Here is a 13,435-nt window from a genome sequence, read left to right as displayed (position 1 = left end):
CGCAATTCATCATAACGCTTCGTCCTCACAAAACCAGTGCATTTCAAGACACCGACGCAATCGCAGTCGGGCTCGATGTAACAGGACATGCAGATTACTGGTGGTAATATCAACCGACTGGCAAATTTCGTCGCTGTCGAGCTCTATAAATTCCCGCATCATAAACACCCGACCCTGTGCGGGCGGTAAATCTTCCAGGCAGGCCTCGAAAACCCGCCAAAAATGGGCATCGTCTATGGCTTCAACCGGCTGAGCCCAACGGTTGGGACGATCGTCCTGGTGCCAGAACCCTCGGGTGTCAAACACGGAAGGCAGGGATTCTTCGTCGGGGAGTTCCCGGTGCTTTTCTACATCCACCCATCGCTGCCGGTAACGCAGCAGGTCGGTAATCTTATGCTTCAAAATGGCGAACACCCACGTCTTAAGCGCCGCCTTGCGTTCAAACGAGGCCACGTTTTTCAGCGCACCAACCAGCGCTTCTTGCACCGCATCCTCGGCCTGAGCTTCATTATCAAGCTGCAAAACAGCGAACTTGAGCATTTGTCGCCGAAGGTCCGCGAGAAATGCAGGATCGGTTAAGTGATTCGCAGGTGATTTCTCAACCGGCATTTCCCCGGGCAAAACGGTATCTCCCATTGGTCGGCTCCCTGATCTGTTACTGTGGTTTACCTGAAACTGTTCAAACGACATCGTTTTCAGAACTCAGGCAACAAAGACTACAAGGCCGACCCGTATTTGTCGTATAGCCGACACTTTCCTTACAGTGACTGCTTAATAATCAACGCGAATGGTGCAGATCCAGCCGCCGAACCACGGCTTTCCAAAGCTCATCGATGTCTTTAGAGACCGGATGCTCAGGATGACTGTCCGTTACCGCTTGCTTGTTCAGCGCCATCCGCTCCATCAGTGTCGTCGAGCGGACCCACCCCAGCGGCGGCAGTGCCTGACCAGCAGCAAAGCTACCCAGACACTCGCGATGCAGAGCCAAACGCTGATTGACGCGATTGAAGAATGGCGCAATGTTACCCGCCTCTACGTTAATCTCACGAGTAGCGTAGTCTTCGAGGTCGGCATAACTCTGCAGGCACAGGGGCGTTGGGGTCAGGGGCACCAGCACCAGATCAGCCGCCCGATAAGCTTGTTCGGTCACCGTATTAATGCCTGCCGGGCAGTCAATCAGCACAAGATCAAATTGTTTTTTCAGTGACTTCAGCAGCTGTTTGAGGTGCTTTGCTGACACCGCATCACTCATCAACCGGTCCAGCTTCCGCAACCCTTTGCGTGCCGGCAGTATGTAGACGCCGTTATAGGGCGTCGTTTCAATAAACGAGTTCCAGTCAATGTCAGACTTGAGCCAGTCTTTGGCGCGTAACCTGGGAGCACTGCCCTGGCCAAGCAGAAACGTGGCGGAGCCCTGCGCATCCATATCGATGACCAGGGTCTCGAACCCGTAGGACATGGCCTCATGAGCCAGATTCAGGGTGATCGAGGTTTTTCCGACCCCGCCTTTTTGGCTGTGAATAGCGACAACCTTCATAATCCCGGCCCCTGAAAGATGGATCCTGATTACAGCACGTTAACTCTCCAGGCTCCAGAGTAAGCCGATTTCAGAACGGTTTCGTAGGTAAGGGACAGTCTTATTGGAACCCCGGATGTCGCTGACACTCAAGCAAGCCCGACACCATAATGCCCGTTTTAACCGGGCGGAAGTCGAGGCATTGATGGGCACTTTCTACCAGATTCACCTGTTCGACAACAAGCGAGGTCATTTGCTGGTCGACGAGGAGGGCCGTCCGGTTCAAGTGAAGTCACTGCCTGGCGTGCGGGTCTTGCTCAACCAATTGCCTTTGGACCAGGCAGAGCTGGTCCATCGCTCAGCCTTTGGCGAAATGATCGGCCTGGATGAGGCCGACAATACGCTGCGAGTCCCCATTCGCCTAACTCACCCCGACGAACCGGAGTCTGCTCAATGACACCTACTCAGACCTTGCTGTTTTGGTCCCTGGGGGGCCTGATGTTTTTCTGGGTAGGCGCTCTGTTGCTGTTTTTAGACCCGACCTGGGTCGAGATATACATCAGTTTCAGCGCCCTGATTCTGAGCTTTCTCTCTGGCAGCCTCTGGGTCCAGAGTGCCAGCCAGGATACGCGTCGAAACCGACGCACGCTCAACCTCACCATGGGGTACTTTTTACTGGCGTGGCTGGCCTTATTCCTGCCCGCCCCCATAGCCCTGGCATTGCTTGGCATCGCCTACCCGGCACTGTGGTGGCAGGAACGGGACCGGTTTTTCCAAGGCTACACACCAGACTACCGGCGGTTACGCACATTGCTGAGCTGGGGCGTGGCCGCCAGCCATGTACCCGCGGCCGCTGCACTGATCGGAGTATCGTTATGAAATTGATCATTGGCGCCAGCGGTGGCGTAGGCCAGGGCCTAATGAAGGCCTGGGAAGGCAAAGACCGGATAGGTACCTTTTTTCAACATCAACCCGATGAGCGCCAACAGAACTGGTTGCCCTGTAATGTTCTACAGCCAGGCTGGGCCGACGACCTGCTCGACGCCGCCGGACCGGAGCTGCCCGACACCCTGGTGCTGTGTACCGGCATCCTTCACGGCGCTGACAACCAGCCGGAAAAAAGCATTACTCGTTTTGACCGCGACTGGTTCACCCGCTCAGTCGCCATCAACACCCAGCCGTTTGGCGAACTGGCTGCCGCAGTCACCACCCGGGCCCGGCGTGACCAGGGCATTACTCTGGCGGTGATCTCAGCCAAGGTTGGCTCCATCAGCGATAATAATCTGGGGGGCTGGTACAGTTATCGGGCCAGCAAGGCGGCGCTCAATATGCTGGTACGCACCACCGCCATCGAGTGGCGCCACAGACTGCCCAAAAGTACGTTACTGGCACTTCACCCGGGCACCACAGATTCTGGCCTGTCGGCTCCCTTTCAAAAACGCCTGCCCGAAGGCCAGCTGCACAGCCCGGAGTATACCGGCCAGACTCTGGCAAACCTGATCGACCAGGCCACCCCGGCAGACAGCGGTTCCTTTTTGAGCTGGGATGGAAGTTTACTACCTTGGTAAAAAGCTATCTGACACCGCTCGCATAAGCCTTGCTCTTCAAGTTTATACATCGACGCTAAAGTCAGTGGCCGCTACCGGGGCTATTTATGGCATCAATGACTCCCTTCGGTAAAAACTCGCCACCGAACCTGTAATTTTGTTACATTCTGCATCAGGAATTCTCTTCTATTGCCCGGGGCCCGGGGTCTGATCCGCAGATACGGAGCTTTGGAGCCGATATAGGTTGTGCTGCCATGATCAAGAAAATCGGAGTGTTAACCAGCGGTGGCGATGCGCCCGGAATGAATGCGGCCATACGAGCCGTAGTGCGCAATGCCATCATCAAGGACCTGGAGGTTTATGGCATTCGGGATGGCTATCTGGGCTTGCATCTGGACCGGATCGCGCCGCTCAAACGTCAGGATGTATCCGACATGATCAATCGCGGCGGCACGTTTTTGGGGTCCGCTCGCTTTCCTGAGTTCAAGGAAGAATCCGTTCGACGCGAATGCATCGACAACCTGCGCAAGCACGACATCGACGCCCTGGTTGTCATCGGCGGCGACGGCTCCTACATGGGCGCCAAACGGCTAACTGAAATGGGGTTTCCCTGTGTCGGCCTGCCAGGAACCATCGACAACGACGTCGCCGGAACCGATTACACCATCGGCTTTCACACGGCGCTGAACACCGTACTCGACGCCATAGACCGACTGCGTGATACCTGCTCGTCGCACAATCGCATTTCCATTGTCGAGATCATGGGCCGGTATTGCGGTGACCTGACCATCATGGCCTCAATCGGTGGCGGTGCCGAGTACACCATCGTTCCGGAGAAGGGGTTCGATGAGGCCTCGCTGATTAAAACCGTCGCCAATAACGTCATCACTGGCAAGAAGCACTCCATTATAGCCATCACCGAACACGTGACCGATGTCAGCGCGCTGGCAAAGCGCATTGAAGCGCGAACCGGCCTGGAAACGCGGGCAACCATACTCGGCCACATTCAACGCGGGGGTGTGCCCTGTGCGTTTGATCGGGTCATGGCCAGCCAGATGGGCGCCTATGCGGTGGAGTTATTAATGGAGGGCCACGGTGGCCGGTGCGTTGGGTTGCAAAGCAACCGGCTGGTGCATCATGACATCATCGATGCCATCGAAAATATGCCTCGTCCGTTCAAACAGGACCTCTACGATCTGACCAAACTGCTGGCCTGACAACCTCCCCTGGATATTCCGGGCCACCCAGGGAAGGCACAACCGTTAGCGAGTTTGGCTAGTCCAGTGTTGTAATAATGCGTGAGTAGCGGGCAATGTAACGGCGCGCTTCATCGACCAGCTCCCGACCGTCGATACCTTGCGCAGAGGCATCATTGATCCAACGCTCAACCACCTGCTCACTGATGTCCTCAAAGGCGTAGATCTCATCGACCGACAATTTGGTCAGGTTCGAGTACTGCACCATCCGCCCGGGGACTTCGAGATCATCCCAGGCCAGGCCCATTTCTTTCACAAAATCGATGCCAATGTTGTCATCAATAACCTGTTGCAGATCAGCAGGCAGCGCATCGAACTGATCCTGGTTCATCAGAAACAGAAACACCGACGTGCCAAAGCGACTTCCGTCAGACCCAACGACCGAGCGCCCGACCAGCCCTTCCAGACCGATCGACGAAAACACCTCGAATGGAATCAGCGCACCGTCGATACTGCCTTCGGCCAGTGCGTCACGAATACGCGGCGCCGGCATCGCTGCCTGTTCGGCTTGCCAGGCGTCGATCAACCAGCCTCCTGTGCGGGAGGGTGTCCGTATGGTGAGGCCGCGCAAATCAGCCGGCTCAGTGATATTTTGTTCAGCCATCTGGAGCGCATTTCCGGCATGCACGTGAACCAGCAAAGGTTTCAGTCCGCGGTAATCGGCTTCTATCAGATCATAGTTGGCAAAGATGGCCCGGTTGGTGGCATAGGCACTGCGAAAATGAACGGCAGGCAATTCAAACACTTCAGTACGCGGGAATCGACCTGGCGTGTAACCGGCCAGCGTCCAAACCATATCCACCTCACCCGTTTCAACCTGATTCAGCAACGACGGAGGTGCGCCACCCAACGACATGCCCGGATGAATACTGATATCGATGCGACCGTTGCTTTGCTCGCGGATACGTTCAGCCCAAGGCTCCAGCAAGACTTTCTGAGCCGGGGAGTCTGGGCCTAAAAAGTGATGCAACCGAAACTGGAATTCCTCTGCCTGAGCAGTGCCAACCAAGCTGGCCAAACCGGCAATTGCCAGGAAAATCAGAGGTAAGCGTTTACCTGGATTAACCGTCAACCGGTGGTTGCTGTCCGTCATACAATGAGCGCTCCTTACACCAGACAGGCCACTCACAGCCTTAGCCGACAAATGACCCGTCACATTCGTTGTTGTTTGTGGTGATAACTGCCCATCAGGCAAAGCCTGCTCGGCAATTGACTTGAGATATTGGGCGGGCCAAGCTGCTTTACCATGATCAGCAAGCGGTCCGGTTCGGCGTTGCTCTGCTAAATGTAACCGGATGTTAGCCTGACTTGAGGTTACCGTGACCCTTGACAGGGTACGACGCAGGCAATCGTAGACGCAGCGTTCCATGTTGCAATCGAGAGGCAGTTCACACAAACCATTAAAAATCGAAACATAAAACCTCGACTTAAACAGCATTGACGTTTATCTGACGCCTCAAACGGAGCTTTCACCCCTAATGAAAGTCAATTAACTGGCAAATTATGAACCGATGCGCACCTTGATGGAGCGGACAGCACGTCTTTGCCCAATGGGAGGTTAGAGGTTAGAGGTTAGAGGTTAGAGGTTAGAGGTTAGAGGTTAGAGGTTAGAGGTTGACGTCGCTTGTGGCCATCAGGCGACAAGCGTACCGCCACTTGCCACCAAGCTAAAAAATATCGGCTGGGTCCAGCCCGAACAGAGAATGGTCGCCCGGGTCTACAGCCTCACCCTGCTCTTCTTCCGGCGTTACTTCGCCGTCGAAATCCGGGTTATCCTGACGCACGATGATCTCCACCCGGCGATTGGTCGCACGGCCTTCCGGTGTGTCATTGCTGGCAATGGGTTTGGTGGATCCGTGGCCGACAATGGTAAAGCGGTTTTCACTCATTTCGGGAGCCGCCCAAAGGTATTCGGCAACCGACAGGGCTCTGGCCGCACTGAGTAGCCAGTTACTGCGAAACCGCGCCGTCGCTATGGGTACATCGTCTGTATGCCCTTCAATTGACAAGGTACCGGGCACCGTCACCAGCAAATCCCGAACCCGATCCAGAATGGGCAGATACTCATCGGCCACAAAGTCAGTGCCCGCGCCAAACGATTGTTCGCGAACCCTGATAATGATCGTCTGGTTAACGGTTTCTATATCCAGCATGCCATCGGCGATGACATCCGCCAGTGCTTCTGCGATCCGCTCAGCCTGCTCATCCACCTGACGCTGGGCTTCGGCATCCGAGACCCTAACCTGACGCGACTGCAAGCCGGACTCACCCTCAGCCTCCTCCTGCATCAGCGTCGTATCCTGGCAAAGAACCTCCAGCGAATCCCTCAGGTCGTCGACCGTATCCTGGCGAATCACATTAAGCGGGGTTGGGTCAGGGCGACCCGGGCTGAATTCCTGGGCAATGATGCTGGTGCCCTTGGGCACCTCGTTGAACTGCAATTCAGCCTGCACACCGAAGGCGTTGCGCAAAGACCCGGCGAGCCGCTTGAACTTAAGGGCGTCCATTTCCGAAAACGACAGCAGTAAGACGAAAAAGCACATCAGTAGCGCCATCAGATCGGCGAAGGTAGCCAACCAGGCTGGCAACCCTTTTTTACATTCGGGACAGTCGTCTTCGAATTCGTCACTCATCAGTGCAACATCACCTTGTTATTCCGCACCGCGCTTCGAGGTCGGCAGATAGCTCTTCAGCATGGATTCAATGATGCGCGGGTTTTGCCCGGCCTGTATCGACAACAACCCGTCTATTACCATTTTCTGAATACGCTCTTCTTCCATGGCACGAAATTTTAGCTTGTCCGCAATGGGGATCGCGACGACGGTGGCCATCAGAGTGCCGTAGAGTGTTGTCAGCAGCGCAACGGCCATGGCGGGCCCGATGGATTTAGGGTCGTCCATGTTGGCCAGCATGGCGACCAGACCAATCAGGGTGCCGATCATGCCCATCGCAGGTGCCACATCGCCCAGGGCGGTAAAAAACGTAGTCCCTTCGTCGTGCCGGGCCGAGGTCATTTTCAGGTCTTTGGTAAGCAGTTGTTTGACCACCTCCGGGTCGTGCCCGTCGACCAGCAACTGAATGCCTTTGGACAGAAACTCATGACTGGTCTCGCGACCCTCCAGAGACAACAAACCGCCCTTTCGGGCGGCATCGGCGAGTTCGACAATTTCGTCGATCATGTCGTCTGGCGTCACCATTTTGAATGAAAACGCCTTACCCACAACACTTCCGACGCCCAGGAATTTTTCCAGAGTCAGTTTCGACATGGATACGAAAATAGAGCCGACGAACACAATCAGCACGGAGGGTACGTTGATGAACATGCCCATGCTGCCACCCAGCATCATCGACATTAAAACCATCGCAAAGGCCCCGATAAGGCCTATGATCATCGCTAAATCCACAGTGTAAGCTTCCCGGTCTGGTCCCGTTGAATCATCTATCCTGTTATTCTGGTTACAGTCTAGCAGGTGTTGGTGTTGCACATCCCCTGCCCAACCCCGGCTAACAGGGCCGCTGAGCACATCTTAACCGGTGTATCGGCAGATGTGATCAATGTTTGACTGCAAAACGCCCATTTCGGGAAAAGAATATCAGCAGAGTGTAAAGTATGGGCTAGGGAGCCAATGGTTGACCCTTCAGGTTCGCCCTCGTACCTTACGCGGCAATCCCAGCCCGGTAACCACCCAGGATTCTGACATGACCGATACCAAAACCGATTCATTTGAAGCCAAAATGGGCCAGCTGGAAACGCTGGTCAGTCAACTGGAGTCTGGCGAATTATCACTGGACGATGCCATGAAAACGTTTGAGCAGGGCATCAAGCTGACGCGTGAATGCCAGTCTGCACTCGACCAGGCCGAACAAACCGTACAAGTTTTACTGGGCGAGCCCGGACAGGAAAAGCTTTCCCCGTTAACCGATTCCGAGTGAGCCAAAGCCCTGATGACCTTTGCGTCTTTCCAGAACGATACCCGCCACAGACTCGAGCAACACCTTGACGGCCTGTTGCAAAACCCGGTCGCAACCCGCCTGGCCGAGGCAATGCGTTATTCCCTGCTCGACGGTGGCAAACGCCTGCGCCCGACACTGGTCCGCGCTGCAGCCGAGAGCCTTAAAGCAGAGGCTGACACCTGGCTCTACCCGGCCGCCGCACTCGAAATGGTGCACGTCTACAGCCTGATCCACGATGATCTGCCAGCCATGGACGACGACGATCTGCGCCGCGGCAAAGCCACCAACCATCGCGCCTTCGATGAAGCCACCGCCATACTGGCGGGCGACGCCTTGCAAAGCCTTGCCTTTGAACACCTCAGCCTGGCACCGGGCCTCAGTGCCGACAACCGGTTAACGATGGTCGGCCTTCTGGCACGCCAGGCTGGTCACGCTGGCATGGCAGGCGGCCAAATGCTGGATTTGCAGGCGGAGGGGCAACAGTTGGGGCTGGACGACCTGGCCCACATTCACCGTCTTAAAACCGGTGCACTGATTGAATCAGCCCTGCATCTGGGTGCGCTGTGCACCAACGAACCTCTGTCCAGCGCTACCCGCAGCAACCTGTCACTGTTCGGCCAGGCACTGGGGCTGGCCTTTCAGATCACCGACGACATTCTTGATGTCACCGCCGATACCGCTACGCTGGGCAAGCCACAAGGCAGTGATATGGCGCTGAACAAGTCTACTTATGTCCAACTGCTCGGCCTGGAGGGTGCCCGGCGCGAAGCTCGCCAGCACACGGAAGCCGCTCTGGCGGCACTGGATCAGTTGGGCGTTAATGCCCAGTCTCCCTTACGAGCACTGACTGGCTATGTGCTGAACCGGGACTACTAGGTCAGCGTGGTCCATGCTTAATGTGAGGTGACTAGGGTGCGCAGCCAACCTGTTCAGGGCGAGTAGACAGATCACCGCAATAGCACCGCACGGTCAAGACTCGCCGCTCAGGCACTGCGCTTGCTGGCGACGCGAACAGTAACGGAACTTTGCGCACGGTCCACTAGGGTCTGACTGGGCTTTCCGTTACAATGCGGAGCCCGGGCGAGGCAGGCCAGGACGCCCACATCCTAATGATTATCACTGTTTCCATTGCAGAAACAGGCTCGAAGGCAGGTAAGCGCATTTTCATGAAGGTTTTTACGCACATTCCCAAAACACCACCCGTCACGCCCCTGCTCGACACCATCGACTCGCCCGCAGATCTGCGGCTGCTCACGCTGGACGAACTGCCCCGCCTGGCCGACGAATTGCGCGAATTCCTGTTGTACACCGTCGGCCAGACGGGGGGCCACTTTGGCGCCGGGCTGGGCGTTGTAGAATTGACGATTGCCTTGCATTACGTCTACGAAACCCCGGCGGCATCACTGGTTTGGGATGTGGGACACCAGGCCTATCCGCACAAGATTCTGACCGGGCGACGCGAACGCATGCACAGCATGCGTCAGGCCAATGGTCTGGCCGCGTTTCCCAAGCGCGATGAAAGCGAGTACGACACCTTTGGCGTCGGCCACTCCAGCACCTCCATTTCGGCGGCACTGGGCATGTCGATCGCCGACCGGCTGACCGGCACTCCGCGCCAGAGTGTCGCCATAATTGGCGACGGTGCCCTGACGGCCGGCATGGCCTTTGAAGCGCTCAATCATGGCGGCCACGATGGCGCCGACATGCTGGTTGTGCTCAACGACAACGACATGTCGATCTCGGAAAACGTGGGTGCACTGTCGAAGACGTTTTCCCGGGTTTTTTCCTCGAAAACCTATTCGCACATGCGTGAAAACAGCAAAAAAGTACTGCAAAACCTGCCGCCCATCCTGGAGTTCGCGCGCAAGGCAGAAGAACATGTTAAGGGCATGGTGTCACCCGGCACTCTGTTTGAAGAACTGGGGTTCAACTACGTCGGTCCGGTTGACGGCCACGATGTCATTGAGCTGGTGCATACCCTGCGCAACCTGAAGTCGTTTAACGGCCCCCAGTTTCTGCACGTAGCCACCCAGAAAGGCAAAGGGTTCACCCCAGCCGAGAACGAACCGATCAAATACCACGCGATCACCAAACTGGAAAAGAAAGACATAGAACCCGCCGCCAAACCGCCAGCCGGTCCGAAATACTCCAATGTCTTTGGCCAGTGGCTGTGCGATATGGCCGCCAGCGACCACCGCCTGTTGGGCATTACCCCGGCGATGCGCGAAGGCTCGGACATGGTCGCCTTTGCCGAATGCTACCCGGACCGTTACTTCGACGTCGCCATTGCCGAGCAGCACGCCCTGACTCTCGCCGCAGGCATGGCGTGCCAGGGTGCCAAGCCGGTGGTCGCAATCTATTCAACCTTTTTGCAGCGCGCCTATGACCAACTGATTCATGACATCGCCATTCAGAACCTTGATGTCACCTTCGCCATCGACCGCGCCGGACTGGTCGGTGAAGATGGGCCAACACACGCGGGCAGCTTCGACCTGAGCTTTCTGCGCTGCATCCCCAACCTGGTCATTATGGCGCCCAAAGACGAAAACGAATGCCGTCAGATGCTCAGTACCGCCTACCAACATCCCGGACCAGCAGCGGTGCGCTACCCGCGCGGCACCGGGCCGGGCACGACCATAGATCCGGCGCTGACGACATTGCCGTTGGGCGAGGCTGAAACCCTGCGCAACGGTAAACGCGTCGCCATTCTGGCCTTCGGCAGCATGGTCGAACCGACCAGAAGCGTAGCCGAAGCACTGAATGCGAGCCTGGTGAACATGCGTTTCATTAAGCCATTGGATACCGCTCGGGTGCTGGACATGGCACGCACCCACGACCTGATTGTCACCGCCGAAGAAAACGCCATACTCGGTGGCGCGGGCTCTGCTGTGACCGAGTGCCTGCATCAGGCTGGTCTGACGACCCCTGTGCTGCAGCTGGGCTTGCCAGACACCTACATAGACCATGGCAAACCTCAGGACTTACTGGCCAGTGCTGGTCTGGACGCGACGGGCCTGCAAGCCTCGATAGAACGCCGCCTTAACAGCCTCTAATGCCTCTGTTGCTGAACCATGCAGACCTGCTGCTCCTTTACCGGGGTTGCTGGGCCAGAATCAAACGGGCGTTTTGAACGCCTGGCGGCGACCGGGTGCACCTGTCCCTGTGGTAAGCTCGACTCAGCGAACACAAAGCAGCGACTGTTAAACAAGGAGGGCGTATGGCGCAATCACTGGAAAGCTGGCGCGCAATCATGCTCGCCAAGCCGGGGAGCCAGGAAGACACACCCTTCGGCCCCGATGCCCTGGTTTACAAAGTGGCCGGCAAGATGTTCGGCCTGATTGGCGTGGGCGATCGCTTTATTCTGAACCTGAAATGCGACCCTCAGGATGCGCTGATACTGAGAGAGGCTTTCACTGCGGTCACACCCGGCTATCATATGAACAAGCAGCACTGGAATACGGTCGACTTGACCGCCGGGCTGGAACCGGATTTGATCACTGACTGGATCGACGACTCCTACCAGCTTGTCGTTCGCTCCCTACCCAAAAAGCTGCAAACCCAATTGCTGAGCCCAACTCAGCCGGAGACCAGGGATGAATAACCTAACGCTCGTCATAGCCAATAAGAACTACTCCAGTTGGTCGCTTCGCGCCTGGCTGCTGATGACCCAGTTCAAAGTCAATTTTCAGGAAGTTCGTATTCCCCTGGATACACCCGACACGCCTGCGCTGATGGACACTCACAGCCCGAACCGACGAGTACCGGTACTGAAAATCGGCAAGCTGAGTGTCTGGGATTCACTGGCCATTTGTGAAACCGTCAACGAGCGCTTTCTGCAAGGCGCTGGCTGGCCATCCAACCCGGATTTACGCGCTATTGGCCGCTCAGCCTGTGCCGAGATGCACAGCGCCTTTGGCGCTTTACGCCAGACCATGCCAATGAACTGCCGTCGCGTCGTCAGCGGTTTCACACCGGATACCGCCACCCAGGCAGACATCGAACGCATGCTCGCCCTGCTTACTGCCTGCCTGACACAATCTGACGGACCCTTCCTGCTCGGTCGTTTTTCCATTGCCGATGCTTTTTTTGCCCCCGTGGCAATCCGTCTGCGCGGTTACCGGATAGAGACGCCCGAGCTGGTTACCGCCTGGATTGACCAGCTATTTGACCTGCCAGCACTGCAAGCCTGGCTGGATGATGCCGGTAACGAAACCGAAACCATTGACGCAGAAGAAGTCCCTGATCGGGGCTAATGCAATCCGGAGCTCACCTGATGTCGAGTACTGACCAACGCTTGCCTGAAACCGCACCCACCGTGCTGACCCCGCAGCAGCAACAGCAATACCGGGAAGACGGCTTACTGTTGCTGGAAAACTGGGTTCCGGCTGACCTGAGACAGCAACTGATCGAACGGGCTTATCAGTTGATTGAGCAGGCGGACCTGACCGAACATAACCGGTTCTCGACCACTGACCGGGCGCAAATCAACAACGACTTCTTTCTTGACTCTGCCGAGACCATCCGTTGTTTTTTCGAAGAAAAAGCCTTTGATGATCAGGGTCAACTGACTCAACCTCGCGCGCAAAGTATCAACAAAATCGGCCATGCCCTGCACGATTTCGATGACGTCTATAACGCTTTTGCCAAACGTCCGGAATTCGGTGCGCTTGCCCGCGATCTGGGGCTCTCGACCCCGAACCTGTATCAGACCATGGTGATTTTCAAACAACCGCGCATCGGCGGCGAAGTGACCTGGCACCAGGATGCGACTTTCTTTTATACCGACCCCACCAGTGTTATCACCTACTGGTTTGCACTGGAAGACGCCACCCTCGACAACGGCTGTCTCTGGGTTGAACCGGGTGGCCATACCGGGCCCTTGCGTGAGCGCTACTATCGCGACAAACGTGACTTGCGCATGGAACCTTTGAACGACACCCCCTGGCCCGACAACACATCGGGCACACCCATGCCCGTCAAAGCCGGCAGCTTACTGGTATTCCATGGCCACTTGCCGCATTACAGCGCGCCCAACCGCTCAGACAAATCCCGACTGGCGCTGACCTTTCACGTGGTCGATGGCCAATACACCTATGCCCCCGAAAACTGGTTGCAGCGCCCCTCTCTGGGCACCTTTGAGCTGTAACGACAGCAGTAGCATG

15 protein-coding genes are annotated in these 13,435 nt (G+C 56.5%); 10 read left to right on the top strand and 5 right to left on the bottom strand.

Annotated features, from left to right (window positions below; all coding sequences use genetic code 11):
• Positions 1–9 precede the first annotated feature (9 nt).
• Both G565_RS0100570 and G565_RS0100565 read right to left on the bottom strand, forming a co-directional pair.
• Positions 10–636, bottom strand: a complete 627-nt coding sequence (locus G565_RS0100570; protein ID WP_028669238.1) for an RNA polymerase factor sigma-70 — start codon at positions 634–636, stop codon at positions 10–12.
• A 142-nt stretch (positions 637–778) separates the two neighbouring features.
• Positions 779–1,537, bottom strand: a complete 759-nt coding sequence (locus G565_RS0100565) for a ParA family protein (RefSeq protein WP_028669237.1) — start codon at positions 1,535–1,537, stop codon at positions 779–781.
• A 115-nt stretch (positions 1,538–1,652) separates the two neighbouring features.
• Between G565_RS0100565 and G565_RS22350 the strand changes: the two genes are divergently transcribed.
• The 4 genes from G565_RS22350 (at position 1,653) to pfkA (ending at position 4,280) form a co-directional block, all read left to right on the top strand.
• Positions 1,653–1,973, top strand: coding sequence for a DUF6482 family protein (locus G565_RS22350; protein ID WP_037336906.1), 321 nt, complete (start codon positions 1,653–1,655; stop codon positions 1,971–1,973).
• Positions 1,970–2,395, top strand: a complete 426-nt coding sequence (locus G565_RS22345; RefSeq protein WP_037336903.1) for a DUF3429 domain-containing protein — start codon at positions 1,970–1,972, stop codon at positions 2,393–2,395. The genes G565_RS22350 and G565_RS22345 overlap by 4 nt, the downstream gene beginning before the upstream one ends.
• Complete coding sequence (locus tag G565_RS0100550; RefSeq protein WP_028669236.1) at positions 2,392–3,084, top strand: SDR family oxidoreductase; 693 nt, start codon at positions 2,392–2,394, stop codon at positions 3,082–3,084. Before G565_RS22345 ends, G565_RS0100550 begins: the two co-directional genes overlap by 4 nt.
• Before the next feature lie 233 nt (positions 3,085–3,317).
• Complete coding sequence (gene pfkA / locus G565_RS0100545) at positions 3,318–4,280, top strand: 6-phosphofructokinase (RefSeq protein WP_028669235.1); 963 nt, start codon at positions 3,318–3,320, stop codon at positions 4,278–4,280.
• 58 nt (positions 4,281–4,338) lie between these two features.
• Here pfkA and G565_RS0100540 read toward each other — a convergent pair whose 3' ends face one another.
• The 3 genes from G565_RS0100540 to pomA all read right to left on the bottom strand — a co-directional run bounded on the left by G565_RS0100540 (position 4,339) and on the right by pomA (position 7,723).
• Positions 4,339–5,412, bottom strand: a complete 1,074-nt coding sequence (locus G565_RS0100540; RefSeq protein ID WP_051207038.1) for a TRAP transporter substrate-binding protein — start codon at positions 5,410–5,412, stop codon at positions 4,339–4,341.
• A 574-nt stretch (positions 5,413–5,986) separates the two neighbouring features.
• A complete protein-coding gene (locus tag G565_RS0100535) occupies positions 5,987–6,952 on the bottom strand; it encodes a flagellar motor protein MotB (RefSeq protein ID WP_037336900.1) in 966 nt (321 codons plus the stop codon).
• A gap of 18 nt (positions 6,953–6,970) precedes the next feature.
• Positions 6,971–7,723, bottom strand: a complete 753-nt coding sequence (gene pomA / locus G565_RS0100530) for a flagellar motor protein PomA (protein ID WP_028669232.1) — start codon at positions 7,721–7,723, stop codon at positions 6,971–6,973.
• 295 nt (positions 7,724–8,018) lie between these two features.
• Here pomA and G565_RS0100525 point away from each other — a divergent pair, with 295 nt between their 5' ends.
• The 6 genes from G565_RS0100525 (at position 8,019) to G565_RS0100500 (ending at position 13,419) form a co-directional block, all read left to right on the top strand.
• Positions 8,019–8,252: an exodeoxyribonuclease VII small subunit gene (locus G565_RS0100525; protein WP_028669231.1), complete on the top strand. Its 234-nt coding sequence runs from the start codon at positions 8,019–8,021 to the stop codon at positions 8,250–8,252.
• 12 nt (positions 8,253–8,264) lie between these two features.
• A complete protein-coding gene (locus tag G565_RS0100520) occupies positions 8,265–9,149 on the top strand; it encodes a polyprenyl synthetase family protein (RefSeq protein ID WP_028669230.1) in 885 nt (294 codons plus the stop codon).
• 290 nt (positions 9,150–9,439) lie between these two features.
• A complete protein-coding gene (dxs, locus tag G565_RS0100515; protein ID WP_028669229.1) occupies positions 9,440–11,326 on the top strand; it encodes a 1-deoxy-D-xylulose-5-phosphate synthase in 1,887 nt (628 codons plus the stop codon).
• 164 nt (positions 11,327–11,490) lie between these two features.
• Positions 11,491–11,874: an MmcQ/YjbR family DNA-binding protein gene (locus tag G565_RS0100510; protein ID WP_028669228.1), complete on the top strand. Its 384-nt coding sequence runs from the start codon at positions 11,491–11,493 to the stop codon at positions 11,872–11,874.
• Entirely contained in the window at positions 11,867–12,526 is a 660-nt protein-coding gene (locus G565_RS0100505) for a glutathione S-transferase family protein (RefSeq protein ID WP_028669227.1), read from the top strand. The genes G565_RS0100510 and G565_RS0100505 overlap by 8 nt, the downstream gene beginning before the upstream one ends.
• Before the next feature lie 20 nt (positions 12,527–12,546).
• On the top strand, positions 12,547–13,419 hold the full coding sequence (locus tag G565_RS0100500) for a phytanoyl-CoA dioxygenase family protein (protein WP_245584092.1): 873 nt from the start codon (positions 12,547–12,549) through the stop codon (positions 13,417–13,419).
• Positions 13,420–13,435 lie beyond the last annotated feature (16 nt).

The organism is Saccharospirillum impatiens DSM 12546, assembly GCF_000423605.1.
Taxonomy (GTDB): domain Bacteria; phylum Pseudomonadota; class Gammaproteobacteria; order Pseudomonadales; family Natronospirillaceae; genus Saccharospirillum; species Saccharospirillum impatiens.
The sequence above is the reverse complement of the archived record's forward strand: the minus strand, read 5'-3'. Positions and strand labels throughout refer to the sequence as shown.

Coding starts and splice junctions, on each gene's coding strand:
- G565_RS0100535 (WP_037336900.1), bottom strand. CDS start 6,952: ATGAGTGACGAATTCGAAGACGACTGTCCCGAATGTAAAAAAGGGTTG.
- G565_RS0100500 (WP_245584092.1), top strand. CDS start 12,547: ATGTCGAGTACTGACCAACGCTTGCCTGAAACCGCACCCACCGTGCTG.
- G565_RS0100540 (WP_051207038.1), bottom strand. CDS start 5,412: ATGACGGACAGCAACCACCGGTTGACGGTTAATCCAGGTAAACGCTTA.
- pfkA (WP_028669235.1), top strand. CDS start 3,318: ATGATCAAGAAAATCGGAGTGTTAACCAGCGGTGGCGATGCGCCCGGA.
- G565_RS22345 (WP_037336903.1), top strand. CDS start 1,970: ATGACACCTACTCAGACCTTGCTGTTTTGGTCCCTGGGGGGCCTGATG.
- G565_RS0100510 (WP_028669228.1), top strand. CDS start 11,491: ATGGCGCAATCACTGGAAAGCTGGCGCGCAATCATGCTCGCCAAGCCG.
- G565_RS0100550 (WP_028669236.1), top strand. CDS start 2,392: ATGAAATTGATCATTGGCGCCAGCGGTGGCGTAGGCCAGGGCCTAATG.
- G565_RS0100565 (WP_028669237.1), bottom strand. CDS start 1,537: ATGAAGGTTGTCGCTATTCACAGCCAAAAAGGCGGGGTCGGAAAAACC.
- G565_RS0100505 (WP_028669227.1), top strand. CDS start 11,867: ATGAATAACCTAACGCTCGTCATAGCCAATAAGAACTACTCCAGTTGG.
- G565_RS22350 (WP_037336906.1), top strand. CDS start 1,653: ATGTCGCTGACACTCAAGCAAGCCCGACACCATAATGCCCGTTTTAAC.
- G565_RS0100570 (WP_028669238.1), bottom strand. CDS start 636: ATGGGAGATACCGTTTTGCCCGGGGAAATGCCGGTTGAGAAATCACCT.
- G565_RS0100525 (WP_028669231.1), top strand. CDS start 8,019: ATGACCGATACCAAAACCGATTCATTTGAAGCCAAAATGGGCCAGCTG.
- dxs (WP_028669229.1), top strand. CDS start 9,440: ATGAAGGTTTTTACGCACATTCCCAAAACACCACCCGTCACGCCCCTG.
- G565_RS0100520 (WP_028669230.1), top strand. CDS start 8,265: ATGACCTTTGCGTCTTTCCAGAACGATACCCGCCACAGACTCGAGCAA.